The organism is Taibaiella lutea, from assembly GCF_008629695.1.
GTDB classification, from domain to species: Bacteria; Bacteroidota; Bacteroidia; order Chitinophagales; family Chitinophagaceae; genus Taibaiella; species Taibaiella lutea.
On the sequence record NZ_VWSH01000002.1, the window covers coordinates 287,948 to 310,579 of the forward strand.

Sequence of the window (22,632 nt, forward strand, 5' to 3'; positions counted from 1 at the left end):
ATTGTTCAGCAATGTTTTTTGAAATTCCACGCTTCTGTCTATATTTATTGCGCAAACCAATACTAACTATGATATCTATACCATCATCCATTATCCAGGTACAGCAATTGCTGAATACAGAACAACTGCAGCAAATTGACGCCCTCTTACAGCAAATACCCTTTGAAGACGGTAAAACTACAGCAACAGGTACCGCTAAAGAAGTAAAAAACAATTTGCAGGCTACCCGCGAAGAAAATCCTTATAAAAGACAGTTACAACAAATTGTGTTTGCCGCCGTTGCAGGGCATCCGCTTGTACAAACGGCCGTCATGCCTAAAAATATATTGCCGCCTATTATAAGCAAGTACAGTAATGGCATGGAATACGGCTGGCATACAGATAGTCCGGTTATGACTATTGATTATACCGTACGTGCCGATCTCAGTATGACTTTGTTTTTATCCGATCCGGATACATATAAAGGCGGCGAACTTGTGATTCACACGCCTTCGGGTTATGTAAGTTATAAGCTCGCGAAGGGAGATGCTGTTATTTATCCGACTACAAGATTGCATTGTGTAAATCCGGTAACAGAAGGTGAGCGTGTGGCATGCGTTACCTGGCTGCAATCATTAGTAAAAGATACGGAGAAAAGAGAATTGCTGTTTCAGGTAAAAACAATACAGGAACGCATTGCGGCAAAAGATATGAAATCGGAAGAAAATCTTTTGTTATTACAGGTTTATAGCAACCTTATGCGCATGTGGACTGATTTATAAACACGGAAAACAATGGAAGGGCGTGAGGGGATTGTCTATAATCCCTTCCTCCTTTTGCCTTGAAAAGAGATAAATGCTCCGCTTATCTTACCTTTTCTTAGGTGGTACCTTACAATTTCTTAGGTATCACCTTACTTTTTCTTAGGTATCACCATATAATTTCTTAGCAGGACCTAACCTTTTCTAAAATATCACTTAACCTCTTTAATAGGCACCACCTCGTATTTTAGCAGGTATTGCCTTCGAATTTTGTAGGCAATACCTAATACTCCTCATAGGTGCCACCTCCTGTTTTTTTAGGATATGCCTCGTTTTTTCGTAGGTATCACCTAATGCCTTTCATAGGTACCACCTCGTTTTTTCTTAAGTATCACCTTGCCATCTTGATAAGTACTGCCTTGTTATTTCTTAGCTGGTACCTCCCGGTTTTGGAGGGGATACCTAAGGAAACCTTAGGTAGTCATATTTCAAATCCGGATGTAAATAATCTGGTTCAAAAAATATTAATAGACTTTAAAACCATGAAGTATAAACACTCGTATATGCCATTAACTAAAACGAAATTTTATGAAAATGAATCAGCTTAAATTACTTGGAGTTATAGTAATGGCTTTGGCTTCCTTTCCTGCAGCACATACTTATGCCCAGAAGGAAAAAACTGTAATGGTTGGCGGCGCCGCAATGTATCCGTCAAAAAACATTGTTGAAAACGCAGTCAATTCTAAAGATCATACAACATTGGTTGCTGCGGTAAAAGCTGCAGGCCTTGTTGAAACATTATCAGGCCCGGGACCATTTACCGTGTTTGCCCCGACAAATGCCGCATTTAACAAATTGCCCAAAGCCGCAGTAGATAAGTTAATGATGCCTGAAAGTAAGGCAATGCTTGCAAACGTATTGACTTATCATGTTATAGCTGGTAAGCTGGATTCTAAGGATCTCATGATGAAAATTAAAGCAGGAAAAGGGAAAGCTGTAATTAAAACCGTACAGGGTGAAAATCTGACATTCATGCAAAAAGGTAATGAGCTATGGTTGATGGATTCGAAAGGTAATAAGGCGTTGGTAACTATTAAAGATGTTTATCAGTCCAATGGCGTAATACATGTTATCAATACAGTATTGATGCCGTAGGTTTTATTTGGTGGTTATTAAAGATTGTGTGTTTGTTTGATTTGTGTTTATAGCAGTGGCTGCCTTACAGCCGCTGCTTTTTTATTACCGAAGAAACATTATTGACTGTAAAGTATTGTTAATAAAAAATTGATTTATCAAAAGCAAAAACTAAGAGTTATTTCTCCTCGTATATCATGATTATGAATTAACTCTATAAAATAAATTTTATGAAAAGACTCCAGCTTAATTTCAGGCGTTTATGCAAAAGCATAGCCTTGATGAGCATAGTTGCTGCAAGCCATTCGGCCCTTGCATCGAGCCACAGAGAAGCACCGCTTATCTCTAACGACCCGCAGGCAGATAATACAGATCTCTATGCTTTCCGCAGTCCGGACGATCCCACAACTATTACCATCATTGCAAACTACATTCCATTTCAACTGCCGGAAGGCGGACCTAATTACTACACATTCGGCACCAACGTACGTTACGAGATTCACATCAAGAACAAAACAACCTCAACTGGAGACGATATTACTTACAGATTTACATTCCAGCAAACCAACCAGGATAACACTACGTTTTTCAATATCAGGTTGGGTCAGCAAAATTTAAAAACTACTTACACCTGTGAAAAAAGTACAGATGGTGGCGCTACCTTTACTACCATCCTTTCAAACGGAATAGTGCCACCGCCAAATATCGGGCCACGTTCTATAAACAGTACACCGGTAGGTCTTGGCGCTCCTTCTTATGATGATTTGATTCAGAATGCCATCACTACTTCTTCTACAGGCGAACGCTTGTTTTGCGGACCGGTAGATGATCCTTTTTTCGTTGATCTTGCAGGCGCGTTTGACGTAGGTAATTTCAGGCCCAATGGCAATACCGTTAATGCCCCTAAAGATGGCCTTGCACGTTTTAATGTAAATACAATAGCAATAAAAGTACCAATTGCACTGTTGCAAAAAGATGGTAAAGATGTTTCGCAGGCAGTGAATATTCTTGATCCTGATTTTGTGATAGGCGTATGGGCTTCTGCAAGCCGCTTGCAGATTAAAACACTTAACAACGACGGTTCAACTTCAGAATCAGGCAACTGGGTACAGGTTTCGAGATTAGGTATGCCTTTAACCAATGAAGCCGTGATTCCTGTAGCAAGTAAAGACAAATGGAACGCTACAACTCCTTATAATGATCTGCAATTTGCTGCAAACTTCAGTAATCCTGAGTTAGCGCTTTATATGGACGATTCTCAGTTTGGCGGTGCAGTACCTTCATTAAGCGCATTAAGAATCCAAAAAGCATCGCTGGGTTCTTATGATTTCAGAAACGGTAAAACAGGTTTGTTCCCGCTGAAAGGAACAGCTGCAGTTGCCGGTACTGCATTGGACGAGGCTTTGTTTGGAGGCGTGTTATTGCCCGACAATCATAGTCCGAGAGCAGTTGACCTTTTGCCTATCTTTTATACAGGCGTTCCTAATTTGAGCCCGTATCAATTGGCAACAGGCAAAAACGGCAATCCGCTTGCAGCAGGAAAACCTTTTGTAAATAACTTCCTGCCCACCTTAGGCGACATGCTTCGTTTGAATATGGCCGTTCCTGTTACGCCTCGTAACGATCCTAACTTTAGCTCTTTGGGATTAATTCAGGCAGCAGTACTCGGCCTTACCAACCCTGCTTATAATACCAATACCAATCTTGAATTTATTCCGAACATGGATGGCTTCCCGAACGGACGCAGACTGGAAGACGATGTAACTACTATTGAACTTCAGGCTGTATCAGGCGCAGCCCTTGCTGCTATTGGTTTGTGGTATGATGATTATAGTGCTGCTTCCGGTAATCCTGTTACACCGCAGCTATTAGGCGTTCTTGGATTTACAGCAGGTGTTACACATAATGATACTACGTTTAAGGCTTCATTCCCCTATGTTCAGCAACCATGGAGAGGATATGATTACACTTTGCAAAGCAGATTCTAAAATCAAATTACTTACTCAAAATATTCCAATATGAAAACTTATATAAACAAACTCATGGCCGGGCTTGCTATATGCATGCTGCCTCAGGTGCAGGCTGTGGCTTCTTCGCATAGAGAGGCTCCGCTTATTTCCAACGATCCCTTAGCGGATAATACGGATTTATACGCTTTTAAAAGCCCTTGTGATTCCAATAAAATTGTATTGATTGCCAACTATATTCCATTTGAACATCCTGCCGGAGGCCCTAACTGGTACACCTTTGGAGAGAATATACGTTATGAAATCCATATAGATAACAACAGTGCTACACCCGGCGATGATATCATATACCGGTTCACGTTTCAAAAGACCAATGAAGACGGCTCTACTTTTTTTAATATCCGCTTAGGCAAGCAAAATATTAAAACAACGTACACTTGCGAGAGAAGTACAAACGGCGGCGCATCATTTACCACTATAATAGCCGGTGGTACAGTGCCTCCTCCGAATATCGGACCACGTTCCATCAATAATGCAACCGTTGGATTGGGAGCAAGCTATACAAGCCTGATGAATGCAGCTATTCAAACGCCTTCAACAGGTGAAAAGATTTTCTGCGGCCCTATTGATGATCCTTTCTTTGTTGACCTTGGTGGCGCATTTGATGCGGGTGGCTTTCGTCCTGCTTCTGAAGCAAGAGACGGTCTTGCAAAATTTAATTGCCATTCTATTGTAATTGAAGTTCCTGTTGCTACATTGCAAAAAGATGGCAAGAATCTTTCTCAGGCTTCAAATATTCTTGACCCTGATTTTGTAATAGGCGTATGGGCATCTGCAAGCAGACAACAAATTACTACTTTAACTACAAACGGCGACGCACCTGCAACTTCAGGAAGCTGGGTTCAGATAAGCCGTTTAGGCATGCCGTTGACTAACGAAGCCGTTATTCCTATCGGAAGTAAAGATCAATGGAACAGGACCAATCCTTATACCGGCGATATGGCTTATGCTGCGAATTTCAAAAATCCTGAATTAGCATTATACATGGATGACAGCCAATTTGGTGCTGCCGTTCCGGGTTTAGCTACATTAAGAATCCAGACCAATTCTTTAGGTGCATTCGATTTCAGAAACGGTCATCCCGGTTTATATCCGCTTAAAAATTCATTACAGGTTTTAGGTACTGCTTTAAGTGACTTGTCTTATGGTACTATACTGTTACCCGATAACTCAAGCCCGCGTGCAGTTGATATTCTTCCTATCTTCTATACAGGAGTACCTAACATGCGTCCTTATCAACTGGCTACAGGTAAAAACGGTGATCCTCTGGCAGCAGGAAAACCATTTATAAATAACTTTTTACCTACACTTTCCGATGCATTGAGATTAAACATGGCCGTTCCTGCAACACCAAGAAACGATCCGAAATTCAGCTCATTAGGAATTGTATCTGCCGCTGTTTTAGGTCTTACCGATCCGGCATACAATACTAATTCAAATCTTGAATTCATTCCTAACATGGATGGATTTCCAAACGGAAGAAGATTGGAAGATGATGTTACGACTATTGAATTACAGGCAGTATCAGGCGTAGCGCTTGCAGCCATCGGATTGTGGTATGATGATTATAACGGAACAGGCTCGCCCGTTACGGCACAGCTTGCCAGCGTCTTAGCATTTACGGCAGGAGTAACTCATAACGATACTACCTTCCAGGGTTGTTTTCCTTATATACAGGAACCATGGAGAGGCTTTGTGGGAGATTCTTACACAGGCCCTGCCCCTACAGGCATACATGGTGTAACAGGTGCTAAAGAGTCTATCATGGTAGCTTATCCGAATCCGTTTACAAATACGGTAAGCTTACGTTATAGAATTGCAAGCAAAGGAACGGTAATTATCCAGGTTGCCGACCTTACAGGTAGAATTGTTTCTACCATTACTGAAGGTAATAAAGCTCCGGGTGAATATACTGTAAGATGGGATGCTGCCAACTTAGCGGCAGGAACCTACTTCGCTAAAATTTCACTGAATAATCAATCATTCGAAGGTGTTAAAATAGTAAAGAGTAAATAATATCAGTACCAAATTCAGCGGCGCTGCAAAGCGCTGCTGAATTTATATTTCTACAAACACAAATCACACAAACAATATTTTTATGAAAAAACTTACTTTTTATCTTAGAAACTTCTTGCTATACGGCGCACTGTATTTATTGATAAGCATGAGTTTCAGCGCATGTTCGCAAAACAGGGAAGACAACGAAGAAGTTGTTATCAATGATGCTGTTTCCGTTCCGAAACTATTGCCGAGAAAAACTGCAACCGGTACACAAGAGGAAAATGCTCAGATTGTCAAAACATATAATGAAGCGCTCGAAGCATTGAAGGTGAATGCCGGCGATTCAAAACAATATTTAAAACTTGCTTCGGTATATATCACGGAAGGACGTGTTACCGGTAACAATGGTTATTACAGTGGCGCTGCCCTGAAAATGCTGGACAAGGTTATCAGCAGTAAACCGGAAGACAGCAATATCCTGTTTGAAAGCCTTAGCCTTAAATCTGCCGTATTATTGAATTTACATCAATTCAGAGAAGCATTGGCCGTTGCGGAAGAAGGCAGGAAGCTGAATGCTTATAATGCAGGTATCTATGGTGCTTTGGTTGATGCAAATGTGGAGATGGGTAATTATAGCGAAGCGGTGAAAGACTGTGACCAGATGCTGACCATTCGTCCTGATTTGCGTTCTTATTCACGTGCTTCTTATTTAAGACAGATATACGGTGATAACAAAGGTGCAATCACAGCTATGCGTATGGCTGTAGAATCGGGTGTTCCGGGTATGGAATCAACAGAGTGGAGCAGAGTAAATTGGGGCAACTTATATTTAAATACGGGACAGCTGGATACTGCCAGAATGATTTACGAAACAACCCTGAGCTATCGTCCCGGCTATGCTCCTGCAGAAATGGGATTAGCAAAAGTATATGCCGCTCAAAAGAAATATGATGCAGCGGTAATACATGCCAAAAATGCAATACGGGTTCTGAGTGAAGCGTCTTATGTAGCATATCTTGGTGAATTATACATGATGATGGGCGACAAGGCTAAAGCTATGGATGTCAATAAAGAGGTGGTTCGCCTGTTGGAAGAAAATGAAAAAGAACAGACTAAAGGGACAATTGCAAAACATAACGGTAACCGTGAACTGGCATTGGCCTATCTGAATGTCAACGAATATGATAAGGCATTGGAGTATGCAAGTATCGACTATAAAATGCGCCCGAATAATATTGATGCCAATGATTTGATGTCATGGATTTATTATAAAAAAGGGAACTATACAGAAGCCAAAAAATATAGCAGCGTTGTATTTCAGACAAAAATAAAGAATGCCGATATGCTTTATAAGTCAGGACTTATATATGCTGCAGCCGGCGATCAGACTACCGCCGCAAAGCTGAAAAAAGATGCGATATCTGTCTCTCCTTATATTGACGCAAGCTATCAATAATCAATTCTGTATCATGAAACGTTTATTCATTCTCTTGTTATGCCTTACGTTGGGAAGCATTGCTTTGCACGCTCATGTAATTAATTACGAGCTTGATGAAATGAAGAGCCATCAGGTAATCTGGAATTATATTAAGATTGGCTACCAGCATATTATTCCCTTTGGATTAGACCATATACTGTTTATACTCTGTGTCTTTTTCCTGAATACGAATATAAAGCAGATTGTGTTGCAGGCTTCCATGTTTACCGTTGCACATACGCTTACATTGGGTCTTGCTATGTATGGCATCATTCATCCTCCCGGCAGGATTATCGAACCCCTGATTGCATTATCTATTGTATTACTGGCTCTGGAAAACATATTTTCAAAGAAAGTAAAACCCTGGAGACTTGTAATGGTATTCATTTTCGGGCTTGTGCATGGCATGGGTTTTGCAGGCGCCTTGTCTCAATTAGGTTTACCGTCTTATGCATTTGCCACTGCACTTATCAGTTTTAATGTGGGTGTTGAGTTAGGGCAGCTCAGTATCATATTGTTGATGTATGCTTTGGTGGCAAAGCCATTATCGCATAAAATGTATTATCGGAAAGTCATCGTACTCCCTTCCTCTATTCTTATAGCAGCTGTCGCGGCCTTCTGGACTATCGAAAGGATTTATGCCTCTTTCTAAAAAGAAAATCTCATGAAAAAGACTTCTACCTATTTCAGATACTTTTTATTTCTATCCTTTTTTATACTGCCTTGCATTGGCTTTGCCCATGAGGGAAGTATGAGGGGAAACATATCTGACAGCCAATCGGGAAAGCCATTGGAAGGCGTAAGTATTTATATAAAGGAATTGCGCAGAAGCGCCGTTACCAATAGTTTCGGGCAGTTTATGATAATGCATGTGCAGCCCGGCGATTATAACATTGCTGTTACACATATTGGTTTTGAATCAATAGAAAGGAGCCTTCATATAGACGACGGTGTTACTACAGACCTTAATATTTCAATGAATACTATATCGGCAAACCTGCAGGAGATAACCATCAATTCAGATAAGCCTCAAAGTCTTACAACCATTAGTGACATTGATATTAAGCTGCGACCCATTAATTCATCACAAGACATGATGCGCATGATTCCGGGTTTGTTTACATCACAACATCAGGGTGGGGGAAAAGCGGAACAAATGTTCCTTCGTGGCTTTGATATCGATCATGGCACAGATATCAACGTAAGTGTGGATGATATGCCTGTCAATATGGTTTCGCATGCGCATGGCCAGGGTTATGCCGATTTGCATTTCCTGATTCCTGAGCTAGTGCAAAACCTGAATTTCGGTAAAGGGCCTTATCAGATTGACAAAGGTGATTTTGCTACTGCAGGCTTTGCGGCATTTAAGACTTATGATTATCTGGATAAGAGCTTTGTAAAACTTGAGGGCGGCATGTATGACCATTTTAGAACAGTTGCGGCTATAGATTTATTAAACGGGCATAATGGCGATGGTAAAAACAGTGCATATATAGCCGGTGATTATACCTATAACAAAGGCTATTTCGATGCGCCGCAGCATTTTAACAGATTGAACCTTATGGGCAAATTCAGTTCTCAATTATCAGAAAATAAAAGACTGAACATTACTTTATCCGCTTTTGGGAGCCAGTGGGATGCATCGGGACAGATACCGGAAAGAGCTGTGGAGGAAGGTTTGATAAGCAGGTTCGGGCAATTGGATCAGGAAACAGGAAAGACCAGCCGTTACAATTTAAATATTGAATATTTACAGTCTGTCAATGCAAACAGCATTTTTAAAAGCAATGCTTATGTAAGCTATTATGATTTCGATTTGATATCTGATTTCACTTTTTTCCTGAAAGACCCCGTTAATGGCGATCGTATAAGACAGAAGGAACAACGCTTATTAACCGGCTACAATGCAAAATATACAACTGATTATCATATCGGTAATTTAAAGACAACAACAGAAGTAGGTATAGGCTTCCGGCATGATGATGTAAATAATGATGAACTCAGCCATGTAGATGCAAATTATCAATTACTTGACAGGCTTGCATTTGGTGATGTCCATGAAACCAGTATTTTCGGATATGCAAACCAGACAATCTATTTGCTGCCGCAATTAGTGCTGAATGCGGGTGCGCGCCTTGATTATTTTGTTAATGAATATAATAACAAAATGCCGGATGATATTTCAGTACAAAGTTATTCGGTAGCCAAAGTCAGCCCTAAAATGGGGCTGTATTATAATTTCAATAATAGCGCACGTGTTTATTTTAACTATGGCTCCGGTTTTCATAGTAATGACACCAGAGTGGTTGTAGCTCAGAAAGGAGAGAATATATTGCCCAATGCCAATGGTTATGATTTGGGAGTAGTTCTGAAACCAATACCCAAGCTTTTATTTTCCGGAGCATTATGGATGCTGGACCTGCAATCTGAATTTGTGTACGTAGGAGATGAAGCAGAGGTTGAACCAAGTGGAAGAAGCCGCAGGATGGGTTTTGAAACTTCATTGAGATATGAAGTCTTCAAATGGCTATACCTTGACGGCGATTTCAACTATACCCGTGCAAGGTTTACAGATGAAATGAAAGGGAATGATTTTGTTCCCCTTGCTGCGAAAGTTACGGCCATTGGCGGAGTAACTTTTAAGAAAAACAGTTGGACAACAAGCCTCAGGTTCAGGCACCTGGGCGATCGCCCGGCTAATGAAGGCAATACGGTTATCGCAAAGGGCTATACCGTATTTGATGCTGTGTTGAGCTATAAAATAAGGAAGTTTGAATTTGGCGCACAAATAGAAAACCTGTTTAATACGGAGTGGAATGAAGCACAGTTTGACACGGAGTCCAGATTGCAAAATGAAGCAATGCCCGTTTCAGAAATCCATTTTACGCCGGGAACGCCTTTTGCGTTCAAGCTGACTGCGATGGTTTCATTTTAATTTTCAATAAAACTCAGGAAGGCATTTTTGTAAGCATCCCGCTGTAACATCTTTCTCATTTCCATAAAGCTGTCAAGTGGTCCTTGTGAAGATAAAGCATTAACTGCCCAGGCCGGGATAATTCCGCCCGGATCTACCTGCAGGCTATAATCTACTTTTACTTTTCCGTTCCCAAGTGGCGTTATAGTCCAATATCCCAAAGAGTGACTCACTCTGACTATGCCTTTTTTGACGCCAACGATGCCGGGAATTGCCGGTGCATCAACGGTCACTACTTTGGTAGTTTTATCCTGCGTCACTTTTACATGCGCTACAAAATCTCTGTTTTCTAATGGCCAGGGCAGGCTCACTTCGGAATAATAATATAATTCAGCTGCTGATACACGCTTTAATAAAGTGCAGGATTTGGTATGAGATACCCATTGTACGGTGGCAGGCACATCAAGCAATAAAGTAACCAGGGCGGATAGCGTTGTATTTAGCGTGCAGGTTACCCTGAGCGCCTTGACTTTTGATTCCGGAACAGATTTAGAATAAACTTTTATCCCGTCTTTTTCCGTCATAAACTTCCATGAATCCTGTGCCGATGTTTTTGATAAAGAAATCAGTAATGCAAATGAAAAACAGAAAAATACTTTGATTTTATGAAACTTCAACTCAATTAAAATTTTAATGAGCCGCAAAAATATAAGAAAAAATACTGAGCATTATAATGGTAAACAATGATTTATTTGATAGCATCTTTGAAATAAATGATTAGTATTTAACATAAATCATTTGAAAGCAACCTAAATATTTATTGATTTAAGACAATTTTTCTTTTTATTTCCTCTGTTTTTATTCTTTGGTATGAATTTTGCAATACATAGTATGGTTATGGCGCATAACTATTTTTTTTACCACATTAGAAAAAGATACTATGGATTCCTCGCAAATAAGAAGAAATATTAAGCGTTTACGAAATGCAAAAGGGCTAACGCAGAAAGAAATGGCGAAAGCGCTGTTTATGGATGAACGCACTTATTCAAATTTTGAAAGAGGCATAAAAAAATCAATAGATGTAAAATTGCTTTTTGCTATTTCAGACATTCTGCAAATGGATATATGCAACCTTATTATCAATCCTGCAAAAGAAAAAGAGGTTCTTGCCGAAGAAAGGTTTCAAAACATACTCAATGAAATCAACAATCTGAAAGCATTGTTTTTATCGGAGCTTAAAGAGATAAAAAAAGAGCTGGGAATAGAAAAAACAGCTTAGCTTTCTATATATTTTGGCGTCTAAGGGGTAACCCTGATTTAGTCCGGAGGCCTTTAATAATCGGATTCTTTGTGGTTTCTTTGCTTCATAATTATCAATCAGTGCAACGCTTGATAATTTATTGAACCAACAAAACCGAACCAACAATGCGAGTACAACCAACAACCAAACCGATTAAAGTATTTATCGCAAAAGATTACGAAACAGCCGGAATTATCCAGGATGAAGTTGTGGCGATAGGCGAAAACAAATATAAAAGCATAAAATTCAGGCATACCATTTACAATGAAACCGACTTCAACTACAGCCTTGCTGAAGCAGAAGCATTTGTAAATCAAAAGTTTGCTTCATATACACCACCTATTCTTATCAGGCTGGAAAAAAGTATTTCTCTTCTTGCAATTTAAGAGAAATGGGGGTTTAATGTTATAATTGCAAAATGGTTTTGATGTCCCGCTTTCGGTTGGCGGGACATTTTTATGCCATAACGTCCCGGACTTAATGTTTTGTATCTTTGAAGCATCTTATAATAAGTGCTAAAACTAAACATTATTTCAAATCAGGTTATAATCTCCCGGACACAGAAATGGCTCAAGACCGTTGTAATCGGCTGCCATTTTTGTCCTTTTGCAGCACCCGTGTTTCAGGCCGATAATATTCACTACGACATAGTTGCTAATGGTACTGTACGGCATTACCTCGATACATTATTAAGAAATTTAAGGCATCTTGATACGCATCCGGAAGCAGAAACTACTTTAATTATCTTTCCGGAAAGCTTAGGTATGTTTCAGGAATACCTCAACTTCGTAAAGCGGGCAGAAAGTTTTCTTATTTCCAAAGGCTATGAAGGAAAGTATCAATTAGCCAGTTTTCACCCCGACTATGTATTTGCAAATGCATCGCAAGATGATGCGGCTAATTATACCAACAGGTCCATTTATCCTATGTTACACATCTTGCGTGAAAAAGGCATATCAAAAGCTTTGCATAGTTTTCCTCAGCCTGAAAACATTCCCGAAAGGAATATGGCTTACGCAAGAAAGAAGGGATTGGAGTATATGAAGCAATTACGGGAAGATTGTTTTGATATAAATGAGACATCCTGATGAAAATTCTCTTTGAATTTTCATCAGGATGTCTATATGTGTTTTAATAATCTTTTTAGATTTTCTTTACCAAAACCGCAGATAATCCGCGTTTTCCGTTTGCTACCTCAAAGGTTACTTTATCTTTTTCTTTAACCGGTCCGTTAGTCAGTTCATTAGCATGAACAAATATGCTTTCCTGGCTTTTTAAGTCCTTTATGAAGCCATAACCCTTTCCGTCGTTAAAATAGGTAATAATACCATTGCGTACCGCCTCCTCTTCTTCCACATCTCTGCTCGGAACTCCCAGCATAATGTCTTCCGCTTTAATTACTTTTTTCTTTTTAGGATCCGGTGGTGTATCGGTAATGTTTCCGTATTCATCCACATAAGCCATCATATCGTCAAGACTCTTGCCTTTATCCGAGTTGGCTTTGCGCATCTCTTTTTTCTCTTCTTTGTCTTTCCTTTTCTGGATTTTTTGTTTGGTTTTTTCTTTTTTACCTGTGGTTTCTTGTGATCTGCCCATTTGTATGTTTTAATTAAAAAATGTCCGCTATTCCTGAAGGATGGAAGAAATGAAACAGATGTGATGGAGAGAAAGATAATGAAAGTGTTTTCTCAAACAAGAGCGTCAAATACTGCGGAATTCGAAATAGGGTACAAAGTTCCTATAATTATCCCGTATTTCCTATTCGATTAAAAAGCTTACTATTATTGTATTGAAATATTCTATCGGTCGGAAACCTTTATTGAAAAATATTTTTCATCGTTTCCAACCACTGAGTCCGGAACGTACTCTATATATAAAAGATTAAGACGTGATCAATGAAACATTAATAGCAGCATGCAAGGCAATGGACCGAAGCGCCCAGAGACAGCTTTATGAATATCTGGCTCCCAAATTATACCAGACCTGTAAACGTTACCTGAAACAGCAGGAAGAGGTGGAGGAAGTTCTGGCAGATACTTTTTACAGCATTTTTACCAAGATGGATCAATTAAAGGAAACAGCTGCTTTCGAAGCATGGGCACGCCGTATAGCCGTTAATGGCTGTCTGGCGGCTTTGAGAAAGAAAGGCAACTTACTGGTATATCTGGAGGAATTGCCGCAGGGAAGTTCGCATTTTGAAAAGCCGGCAAGCATGGGAGAAAAAGATTTGCTGAAGCTGCTGGATCAGTTGCCCGATGGCTGCAGAACGGTCTTTAATCTTTTTGCTATTGAAGGTTACAGTCATAAAGAAATTGCAACGATGCTGAATATTTCGGAAGGGACATCCAAATCGCAATTGAATTTCTCGAAGACGAAGTTGAAAACCTTAGTCAATCAATTTTATTATCTAAACGAAAACTAATTTATGGAAGCCCAGGATAAAATAACAGAGCAAATGAAAGAGGCTGCCCGTAATGCAGAATCGCAGCCATTTCCGGGTATGGAACGTGTATGGGAAAAAGTTACGGAAAGGTTAGACGAAAAATCTGAAAATAAAGCAATGCCTTTTTTCTCCTATAAAAAAATTGCAGCCGCTGCAGCTATATTAATTGCCATTAGTGTAGGCACCGCTTATCTTTTAAACGAAGAGAAACACGAAGTCAGTGTGGCAGTCAATAAGCCTGCTGCAACTATCAGCACACCGGAGAAGGTATCAGTTGATACGGACAAAGCTATTGCAAGCATAGAACCCGTTGCGCACCCGCCAAAGAATCGGCTTGCAGCACAGCATCGGATAAATGATAACAGCAGTATCAGCATGGCTGAAAACAGCGGGATAACTGAGAATGCTTCCGAAGCGGTTATAAGTTATCAGTCACCCACCCAAGCTGCGCCCCCGCTTACAATCCCCTATGATGGCAAAATTAAAGGACAGGTTGTTGATCAAAACGGAGAGGGTATTCCCGGTGCATCCATCAGGTTGAAAGGTACCATTGCGGGAACTATGACAGACGTTGACGGAAACTATGAATTGGAGGTAGCAGATTCCAATCCGGTGATTGAAATAAGCGCCATGGGAAGTGCAACAAAAGATATCGCTATTGCCGGAAATTTTAATGTTGGTATTACAAAACTGGAACCAGGTAATAATGCATTATCAGAGGTTGTTATAGCTCAGCCTTATGGACCGCCTATACAAAAAAGAAGTTACGTAGGCGCTGCAGATGTTGTAACAGCTGAACAGATTCAGAAAATGCCGGTAGCGGATATAACTAAAAGCCTTGAAGGTGCATCGCCGGGTGTTCAGGTTACAAATGGCGGCGGCATGCCTTCAGGTACTCCAAATGTGGCAAGCAATTTTACTGTAAGTGATATTAATCCATACAGAGGCAATCAGTATGCTTTAAACCAGAATTATAATCTTGGTTATAGCACAACTCAACCCAATAACTATTCTGCTTACAAGAAAAAGCAAGATGCAAAATCGAAACCGGTTGCAGTAACTACCGGAAATGGCCAGCCAGGCTCCGGCTCATCTATCAGCGTTAGAGGAATGGCTTCTCTTAATAATTCAACAGCTCCATTAATTATTGTAGATGGCGCCCCTTATGATGGTGATATAACTAATATCAACCCGACAGAAGTTGCAACGATGAATGTTCTGAAAGATGCTACATCCACAAGTTTATATGGCTCAAGAGGCTCGAATGGAGTTATTGTTATCACTACAAAAAATGGTTTGAAACAGGCTGAGAGCAATAAGAAGAAAAAATTCAGCATCTGGGATTTATTCGGGAAGTCAAAACCAACGACTTTAGTTCCACAGGCGGCACCGCCGGTAGCAATAATAGTTCCGCAGGCTGAAACACCTACACAGGAAGATTATGATCCTTATATTGAAAACCCTTTTGAAAGCCCTGCACAGTCGCCGCTTTCAACCTTTTCTATTGATGTAGATAATGCTGCTTATACAAATGTGAGAAGGTTTATAAACAATGGGCAAAAAGTGCCGAAAGATGCAGTGAGAGTAGAAGAGATGATTAACTTTTTTCATTACAGATATCCGCAGCCCGAAAGCAATGATCCTTTTTCCATCAACACGGAATACAGTGATGCGCCCTGGAACCCGCAACACAAGTTATTGAAGATAGGCTTGCAGGGAAAAATTATTCCGCCGGAACAGCTGCCTGCTTCCAATTTCGTTTTTCTTATTGATGTTTCCGGTTCAATGGATGAACCTAATAAATTGCCTTTGTTAAAGTCATCTTTAACCATGTTGGTTGACAAGCTAAGGAAAGAGGATAGGGTAGCGATTGTTGTGTATGCGGGAGCAGCAGGCCTGGTATTGCCATCCACGAGCGGAGAAAACAAAAAGGCAATCCTTGATGCGTTGAATAATTTACAGGCGGGCGGCAGCACCGCAGGCGGAGCGGGTATTGAACTGGCTTATAAAATTGCACAGGAAAACTTTAAGAAGGAAGGCAACAATCGCGTAATACTTGCTACAGACGGAGATTTCAATGTAGGTGCATCTTCCAATACAGATATGCAGACATTGATTGAAGAGAAACGTAAGAGCAATATTTTTCTGACCTGTTTAGGATATGGTATGGGCAATTATAAAGATTCGAAAATGGAAATACTGGCAGACAAAGGCAATGGTAATTATGCCTATATCGACAACCTGCAGGAAGCGAACAGATTTCTGGTGAAAGAGTTTTCAGGTTCTATGTACAGTATTGCGAAAGATGTAAAAATTCAGATTGAATTTAATCCGTTGTTTGTACAGGCTTATCGTTTAATCGGGTATGAAAACAGAAAACTTAAAGCAGAAGATTTTGCAAATGATACCATTGATGCCGGAGAGTTGGGCAGCGGACATACGGTAACAGCTTTATACGAAGTAATTCCCGCAGGTGTCAATAGTGAGTTTACAAAAGCATTGCCATCGTTGAAATATACACCTGCTGCTGCTTCGGGACAGAACTATAAAGATGAATTGGCAACTATCAAGTTCCGGTATAAAAAGCCCGACGGAAATAAAAGCATTGAAATGACAGATGTGATCAGACATGAACCAGAAAGTTTTAGCAGCATAAGTAAAGATTATAAATTGGCTGCTGCTGTTGCCTGGTTCGGGCTTAAACTGAGAGATTCCAGATTTATTTCCAATAAAGGTAAAAAGGCCATTCTGGATTTGGCAAAGCAAGGTGTTGATAATGATACGGATGGATATAAAGCAGAATTGGTAAGATTAATAGAAGCAGCCCCTTAAACGTGAGCGTGTGTGTGAATGAAGAAGAGATCCGGTATAATACCGGGTCTTTTTTTGTTCGGATATTGCGACTCTCCCTTGTTTCGTCTTTGACCAATAAATAATGTCGTACAGAATGTTTTTCAATTGTATTTAGAATTTACTTATGAATTCTTTGGGTTTTCCTTAAAAACATATTCAGGTAGCAGGTGTTCTATATTCGAATCAAATGAATTGAAAACGATGAAAAAGTTATTGATATTTATGGCTGTAGCCACATCTTGCGGATGGTTACTTACTTCCTGTAATAAAGATTATGATTGTGTTTGTACTTATAACGGTGTTGAAACCAATCGTTATTCTGTACGTGCAAGCAATAAAAATGCTGCCGAAGATGAGTGTAATGAAAAACAATCATCTCTGGGAAATACTTATCAATGCAGAATTGAATAATGCTATTATATCAACAGGTCATTTCTTTGTTCCTGTTGGAATGGAAGATAAAATAAAGCTGCCGGCAAATTTTGCCGGCAGCTTTATTTTATTATTTGATTTATTTAATGAATTCAACAGAACCATTGGCATATACGATTTCCAGCTGTATCAGATTCAGCGTTGCAAGTTGCTGATTTTTAAATACTTTATCAATAACAATCGTTTTTGTTTCATCAGGCAGGATGCTTTCCGTCACAGACTTCCTTCTTATAGTACGTATGCCACTGCTTTGCAGTATTACGCCATTTTTTGCCTGGCCGGTAAAAAGCGCCGTTATTGATTTTATTTCCAGTTCTGAATTGTTAGCAATAATGATGCTTGCCCGTGCAATACCTGTTGTTTTGTCAAATGTCCATTCGAAGCTATTTATGACTATTTGTTTTGATCTTAAATGTGTCTCTTCTTTATGTACCTGTGCGCATATAGTTGCACAATAAGTAAAACTAAGGGTGATAACAAGACAAGAAACCTTCAGAAAATTAAACGTCATTATTTATTTTGATTAATTATAAAAACCGGATAACGCAAATATATTTCAAAATTTTTTTGAAGCGCGAATCGTTGACTCTGAAAAGGTATATGACGATGTTAAAATGATGCTTATCAATAAGTGAAACTATCAATTATTCAAGCCTTAAAGATTCTGTAAATCAGCGGCAGTGCGATTTTTTAAAACAATACCTGCTAAAGGCAGCATCTTGATCGACACAAAAAAACAGCAACAAATTTGTTGCTGTTTCTCCATGAATTTCTATTTATTCCACTCCGTGGTTGGTATTTCTTCTATCGGTTCGCTGGTATCGCTATTCCTGACAGGGTTTCCGGCGCTGTCAACTTCTGCGTTAGGGTCACCGTAATATTCGCCGCCTGTTGCACCAAGATCGCCACAATTATTGAAGTTAGGCGGCGGCACAAATGTGGCTGTTCCCGTAATGCCTGTTTTACTGTCTGACCTTAATTTTTTAAAGAAGTATGCCCAGATAGGTAATGCTGCTGCAGCGCCTTGTCCCTGTGCTTCACTACTGAATCTTAAGAACCTGTCATCGCATCCGACCCACGCGCCTGCCAATAGTTGAGGGGTATAGCCAATGAACCATGCATCGGACTGATCATTAGTAGTACCTGTTTTGCCTGCCATATCGCCATCAAGGCCGTACCTGTAACGAAGCCGCTTTGCAGTACCTATTTCGGTTACGCCTTTCATCATCTGTACCATCTTGTAAGCCGTTTGCGCATTGACAATCTCCTTTTGGATAGGTGTATAATTCTGCAGCATATTGCCATTCTTGTCTTCAATCTTTGTGATGAAAATGGGTTCGGTATTAATGCCTCTGTTGGGGAACATGCTGTAAGCCCAGACCATTTCAAAGAGCGAAATATCAGACACGCCTAAAGCAATGGAAGGCACCTGTTCTATATTGCTGCTGATGCCGCATTTATGGACAAAGTCGATAAAGCTGTTAATGGTTACCTGATTAAGCAGATATAAGGAGGCATTGTTGACAGACATTGCCAAAGCGAATTTCATGGAGATATTACCGTATTTGGAACCTCCGGCATTATAAGGCGCTTTTTGTCCTGCAAACTGTTGCGGTTCGGTGCTTACAGAGCTACAGGGCGAATACCCGTTATCTACTGCAAGGGTATAAAGCAAAGGTTTTATGGTAGAACCTACCTGTCTTTTGGTGCCGATGTTTACGTGATCGTATTGAAAAAAGTTATGATCGATACCGCCTACCCAGGCTTTTACTTCGCCGGTGAAAGGATCCATTGCCATAAAACCGGCAGATAAAAAGGCTCGCATGTATTTGATGGAATCCAAAGGCGACATAACAGTATCAATAGTATGCGTTTTGCTTTTCCATGAAAATATCTTCATGCTTACAGGTTTATTGAATTCTTTCATGATATCTTTTTCGCTCATGCCGTCTTCCTTCATGTTGAGGTACCTGTCAGAGCGTTGTACCATGCTTTTCAATGCTTCCTGCGGATGGCCTGAGTTCCAGATGGTTCCGTTTTTTATTTTCGGTTGCGCAACGAAAGCAGCCTGCAAATCCTGCATATGTTCTTCCACGGCTTCTTCGGCATAACGTTGCATACGGGAGTCGATGGTGGTATATATCTTCAGGCCGTCTTTGTATAAATCATAATTGTCGCCGTTATCCTTCTCATGTGCCTTACACCATTTCTTTACTTCCTGCTCTACCACCTGGCGGAAATAAGGAGCAGGGCCTTCATGGTTATCTATGCGTTGGTAATGCAGTACCAATGGCGTCTGTTTTGCATCTGCCGCAGTCGATTCATTTATATAGCCATATTTCAGCATCTGGTCTATAACCGTATTCCTTCTTGCCAGCGATCTGTCCGGATGCCTTCTGGGGTTATAAAGCGTATTTCCTTTAAGCATGCCCACCAATACGGCTGCTTCTTCGAGCGTTAGCTTATCAGGGTTTTTATTGAAAAAGGTAAGCGATGCGTTCTTGATGCCGTAAGTATTGTCTCCAAAGGGTACAGTGTTCAGGTAAAGCGTAATGATCTCGTCTTTGGTAAGGTTTTTTTCCAGCTTAACAGCCACTACCCATTCCTTCAGTTTTTGTACTATTCTTACTATTTTATTGGAAGACCGCTGGTCGTTAAATAAATTCAATGCCAGTTGCTGCGTGATGGTGCTGCCTCCGCCTTTTGTTCCTAAAAACACCACAGCTCTTAATACTGCCATGCCGTCAATGCCGGAATGCTCCTTGAAACGTTCGTCTTCGGTTGCTACCAGGGCATTGAACACATTAGGCGAAATTTCTGCAAAGGTAGAGTTGGAACGGTTCTTGATATAATATTTACCCAGCAAACTGCCATCGGAAGCATATACTTCGGATGAAACGGCGCTTTGCGGGTTTTCAAGTTCTTTCATAGATGGCATATAACCCAGCCATCCGAGGCTGATAATGGTTATAAGCACCACAAAGAAGGCTAAGCCGCCAAGAAACACACGCCATAAAATTTTTACAGACCTCGACATAGATATTCCGATATTTTATTTTGCGCGGCAAGATTTAAAAAGTGACGCACAAATGAAGATGTAAAAAAAACACTTTTTAGCCTAACGGCAAAGAAAATGAAGCAAAGGCAATTGGTTTAACGTTTAATGGGGTGATAATGGTTAAATGGTTTGATGGTTAAGAATGGTTGAGATGGATTGATGATTAAGAATGGTTAAATGGTTATGATGGTTGGATGATTAAAATGGCCGGTGATGCTGTGTTGTTATTATATTTTAGCTTTTCAGGGTCATGAATAGCTGTTACACAAAGTATCACAAAGATTCCACAAAGTTTCACTAAGAAGGTGGACAATGGCTTTCAATGCATTGCTATTATATTTCAGCTTTCATAATTCTCTTTAACAGAAAGAGTCAGTTATCTTTGCAGACTTAAAACAAGATAGAAATAACGGCAATGTCTTATCAATATATAGGAAAACTTTCAGGGTCGCATGGTTTGGACGGAAAACTGGTGCTCAGGCATCAGCTGGACGGGAAAAATATATGGAGTAAAATACCGCATATTTTTGTGGAGGTGCGCAGGGAAAGCTATATCCCCTATTTTATTGAATCGCAAAGCGTGCTTAACCACGAAGAGGTATTGCTGCAACTGGATGAAATAGATTCTATGGAGCTTGCCAAGACGCTTGCGGGCAAGAAGGTGTATCTCGAAAATGAGGTGTATGCCAAATTAAAACCAAAAGCGGTGAGCGGCGATATGATAGGTTTTAAGGTTATTGATGAGGCATTAGGTGAGCTGGGCATTATTGAAGATATGTTTGAAACGCCCGGCCAGGTCGTAGCTACTATTCAATACCAAAACAAGGAGGTTATCATTCCGCTGATAGACTCTACCATAAAAAGCATTGACGGCGTTACAAAGACTATTGTGGTTTCTTTACCGGATGGTTTACTGGATGTATATTTATAAGTGTGTACAACAAGGCTGTTTGTAATAGTTATTAATAATCTTGCCTTTTAACCCCTGCTATTGGTGCTATTACTACATCGTCAACACTTTTAACCCTGCTTTTATAGTTCGGAATATTGCATCACGATGCAGTTAAAACATATAAAAAGATAAAGCGAAACAGCCAATCCAGCTGTTTCGCTTTATTGTAAAACGTTTAAATTCAGTCTTATTTGTCTTTCAGTTCCGCTTTAGCAATATATTTCTTTTCTCCTTTGGCGTTAATGTAATAGTATTTACTGTGATTGTCTATGTACACAGTCTCGCCGTTAGGGCCTTGTTTACCGTCATAAGTTTTGTCAACGATTTTTGCAACACCTTTCTTAGTGGTCGTCTTCGTTTTTAAGGCAACCGTATCGGCGGTATTGGAAATACGCTTACCTACTGATTTACTTTTTGTTTGTGCATCAGCGGAAAAAGTAAAAGAAAATGCAATTGCACAGATAAGGATAGTGAGCTTTTTCATAATAAAATATTTTTTAGAATACGTTTAATGGCGTAAAAAGTTCATTTTAAAATCTGATCGATGCCTATATGAAAAAATCGCCGGGCATTAAAAATATCCGGCGATTTTTTTTATTTCTTAAAAGTGTTTAAACAAACAGTACGCAGTACTTAAATCTCCCCTCTATACGCTTTGCTGATTACTTCTGCCTTGCTGTTTACATGTAGCTTGCGGTAAATATTTTTGATGTGGAAACGAACCGTGTCCATAGACATGCCAAGCTTGTCGGCAATCAGCTTATAACTTAAGCCTTCTGTCAGGGCCTCGATAATTTGCTTTTCTTTTGGCGTAAGGTTTTCTGTTTTGAATTTGCGTTCAGGCATGAAGTGGTTCATTACCTTTCTTGCAATGGATGGCGACATATAGCTGCCACCTGCCTTGATTTCAAGAATGGCTTTATATATATCGGGCATCGGTGTGCCTTTCAATGCATAGCCGGTTGCGCCTGCGCAAATGGATTTGAATATCTTATCGCCGTCACTGAATACAGTCAGCATAATAATATCTGTTTCAGGAAACAAAGTACGAATCATTTTAATGCCTTCAATGCCATTCATGCCAGGAAGGCCTATGTCATTCAGGACAATGTCCGGCGGGTTTTCCGAGCTGCTTTTTGCAAAAAATTCTTCCATGCTGGATGCCGCCAGTACAGAATTGATATCGTCCTTGCTTTCAAGATATTCCCTCAGGTTTTCTCTGATATCTTCTACATCCTCTATTATTGCAATGTTCAGCTTATTATTTGTCATTTGGTTCTTTTTTGTATGCTGGTCTTATA

At 40.0% G+C, this 22,632-nt stretch carries 20 protein-coding genes; 14 read left to right on the forward strand and 6 right to left on the reverse strand.

The window, feature by feature from the left end; translation table 11 throughout:
- The first annotated feature begins 68 nt into the window (after window positions 1-68).
- From F0919_RS08400 to F0919_RS08430, 7 genes are all read left to right on the forward strand, one after another.
- Entirely contained in the window at window positions 69-761 is a 693-nt protein-coding gene (locus F0919_RS08400) for a Fe2+-dependent dioxygenase (RefSeq protein ID WP_190277318.1), read from the forward strand.
- A 567-nt stretch (window positions 762-1,328) separates the two neighbouring features.
- Window positions 1,329-1,895 (forward strand): fasciclin domain-containing protein, encoded by a 567-nt coding sequence (locus tag F0919_RS08405; protein WP_235903477.1) that lies wholly within the window; start codon window positions 1,329-1,331, stop codon window positions 1,893-1,895.
- A gap of 209 nt (window positions 1,896-2,104) precedes the next feature.
- Entirely contained in the window at window positions 2,105-3,862 is a 1,758-nt protein-coding gene (locus tag F0919_RS08410) for a DUF4331 domain-containing protein (protein WP_216629399.1), read from the forward strand.
- A 30-nt stretch (window positions 3,863-3,892) separates the two neighbouring features.
- The gene (locus tag F0919_RS08415) at window positions 3,893-5,917 is read left to right on the forward strand and encodes a DUF4331 family protein (protein ID WP_150032310.1); all 2,025 of its coding nucleotides are present in this window, start codon (window positions 3,893-3,895) and stop codon (window positions 5,915-5,917) included.
- An 82-nt stretch (window positions 5,918-5,999) separates the two neighbouring features.
- A complete protein-coding gene (locus F0919_RS08420; RefSeq protein ID WP_150032311.1) occupies window positions 6,000-7,358 on the forward strand; it encodes a tetratricopeptide repeat protein in 1,359 nt (452 codons plus the stop codon).
- Window positions 7,359-7,371: 13 nt separating this feature from the next.
- Entirely contained in the window at window positions 7,372-8,031 is a 660-nt protein-coding gene (locus tag F0919_RS08425) for a HupE/UreJ family protein (protein WP_190277319.1), read from the forward strand.
- A gap of 12 nt (window positions 8,032-8,043) precedes the next feature.
- Complete coding sequence (locus F0919_RS08430) at window positions 8,044-10,314, forward strand: TonB-dependent receptor (RefSeq protein ID WP_150032313.1); 2,271 nt, start codon at window positions 8,044-8,046, stop codon at window positions 10,312-10,314.
- On the opposite strand, the gene F0919_RS08435 is transcribed toward F0919_RS08430, so the two are convergent.
- Window positions 10,311-10,970: an START domain-containing protein gene (locus F0919_RS08435; protein WP_216629400.1), complete on the reverse strand. Its 660-nt coding sequence runs from the start codon at window positions 10,968-10,970 to the stop codon at window positions 10,311-10,313. The genes F0919_RS08430 and F0919_RS08435 overlap by 4 nt on opposite strands.
- A 263-nt stretch (window positions 10,971-11,233) precedes the next feature.
- Between F0919_RS08435 and F0919_RS08440 the strand changes: the two genes are divergently transcribed.
- The 3 genes from F0919_RS08440 to F0919_RS08450 all read left to right on the forward strand — a co-directional run bounded on the left by F0919_RS08440 (window position 11,234) and on the right by F0919_RS08450 (window position 12,681).
- Entirely contained in the window at window positions 11,234-11,572 is a 339-nt protein-coding gene (locus F0919_RS08440) for a helix-turn-helix domain-containing protein (RefSeq protein WP_150032314.1), read from the forward strand.
- A gap of 146 nt (window positions 11,573-11,718) precedes the next feature.
- Window positions 11,719-11,979, forward strand: a complete 261-nt coding sequence (locus F0919_RS08445; RefSeq protein WP_150032315.1) for a hypothetical protein — start codon at window positions 11,719-11,721, stop codon at window positions 11,977-11,979.
- A 126-nt stretch (window positions 11,980-12,105) separates the two neighbouring features.
- Window positions 12,106-12,681: a DUF1415 domain-containing protein gene (locus tag F0919_RS08450; protein ID WP_216629401.1), complete on the forward strand. Its 576-nt coding sequence runs from the start codon at window positions 12,106-12,108 to the stop codon at window positions 12,679-12,681.
- A 55-nt stretch (window positions 12,682-12,736) separates the two neighbouring features.
- On the opposite strand, the gene F0919_RS08455 is transcribed toward F0919_RS08450, so the two are convergent.
- Complete coding sequence (locus F0919_RS08455) at window positions 12,737-13,189, reverse strand: cold-shock protein (protein WP_150032316.1); 453 nt, start codon at window positions 13,187-13,189, stop codon at window positions 12,737-12,739.
- 292 nt (window positions 13,190-13,481) lie between these two features.
- Here F0919_RS08455 and F0919_RS08460 point away from each other — a divergent pair, with 292 nt between their 5' ends.
- From F0919_RS08460 to F0919_RS08470, 3 genes are all read left to right on the forward strand, one after another.
- Window positions 13,482-14,015, forward strand: coding sequence for an RNA polymerase sigma factor (locus tag F0919_RS08460; RefSeq protein WP_216629402.1), 534 nt, complete (start codon window positions 13,482-13,484; stop codon window positions 14,013-14,015).
- A 3-nt stretch (window positions 14,016-14,018) separates the two neighbouring features.
- On the forward strand, window positions 14,019-16,868 hold the full coding sequence (locus tag F0919_RS08465; RefSeq protein ID WP_150032317.1) for a VWA domain-containing protein: 2,850 nt from the start codon (window positions 14,019-14,021) through the stop codon (window positions 16,866-16,868).
- Between the two features lie 222 nt (window positions 16,869-17,090).
- Entirely contained in the window at window positions 17,091-17,300 is a 210-nt protein-coding gene (locus F0919_RS08470; RefSeq protein WP_150032318.1) for a hypothetical protein, read from the forward strand.
- Window positions 17,301-17,400: 100 nt separating this feature from the next.
- Here the strand turns inward: F0919_RS08470 and F0919_RS08475 are convergent, their stop codons facing one another.
- Both F0919_RS08475 and F0919_RS08480 read right to left on the reverse strand, forming a co-directional pair.
- Entirely contained in the window at window positions 17,401-17,832 is a 432-nt protein-coding gene (locus F0919_RS08475) for a hypothetical protein (RefSeq protein WP_150032319.1), read from the reverse strand.
- Between the two features lie 261 nt (window positions 17,833-18,093).
- On the reverse strand, window positions 18,094-20,358 hold the full coding sequence (locus F0919_RS08480) for a penicillin-binding protein 1A (RefSeq protein WP_150032320.1): 2,265 nt from the start codon (window positions 20,356-20,358) through the stop codon (window positions 18,094-18,096).
- 436 nt (window positions 20,359-20,794) lie between these two features.
- Between F0919_RS08480 and rimM the strand changes: the two genes are divergently transcribed.
- Entirely contained in the window at window positions 20,795-21,310 is a 516-nt protein-coding gene (rimM, locus tag F0919_RS08485; protein WP_150032321.1) for a ribosome maturation factor RimM, read from the forward strand.
- A gap of 208 nt (window positions 21,311-21,518) precedes the next feature.
- On the opposite strand, the gene F0919_RS08490 is transcribed toward rimM, so the two are convergent.
- On the reverse strand, window positions 21,519-21,815 hold the full coding sequence (locus F0919_RS08490; protein WP_150032322.1) for a hypothetical protein: 297 nt from the start codon (window positions 21,813-21,815) through the stop codon (window positions 21,519-21,521).
- A 149-nt stretch (window positions 21,816-21,964) separates the two neighbouring features.
- Window positions 21,965-22,603 (reverse strand): response regulator, encoded by a 639-nt coding sequence (locus F0919_RS08495; protein ID WP_150032323.1) that lies wholly within the window; start codon window positions 22,601-22,603, stop codon window positions 21,965-21,967.
- Window positions 22,604-22,632: the final 29 nt, after the last annotated feature.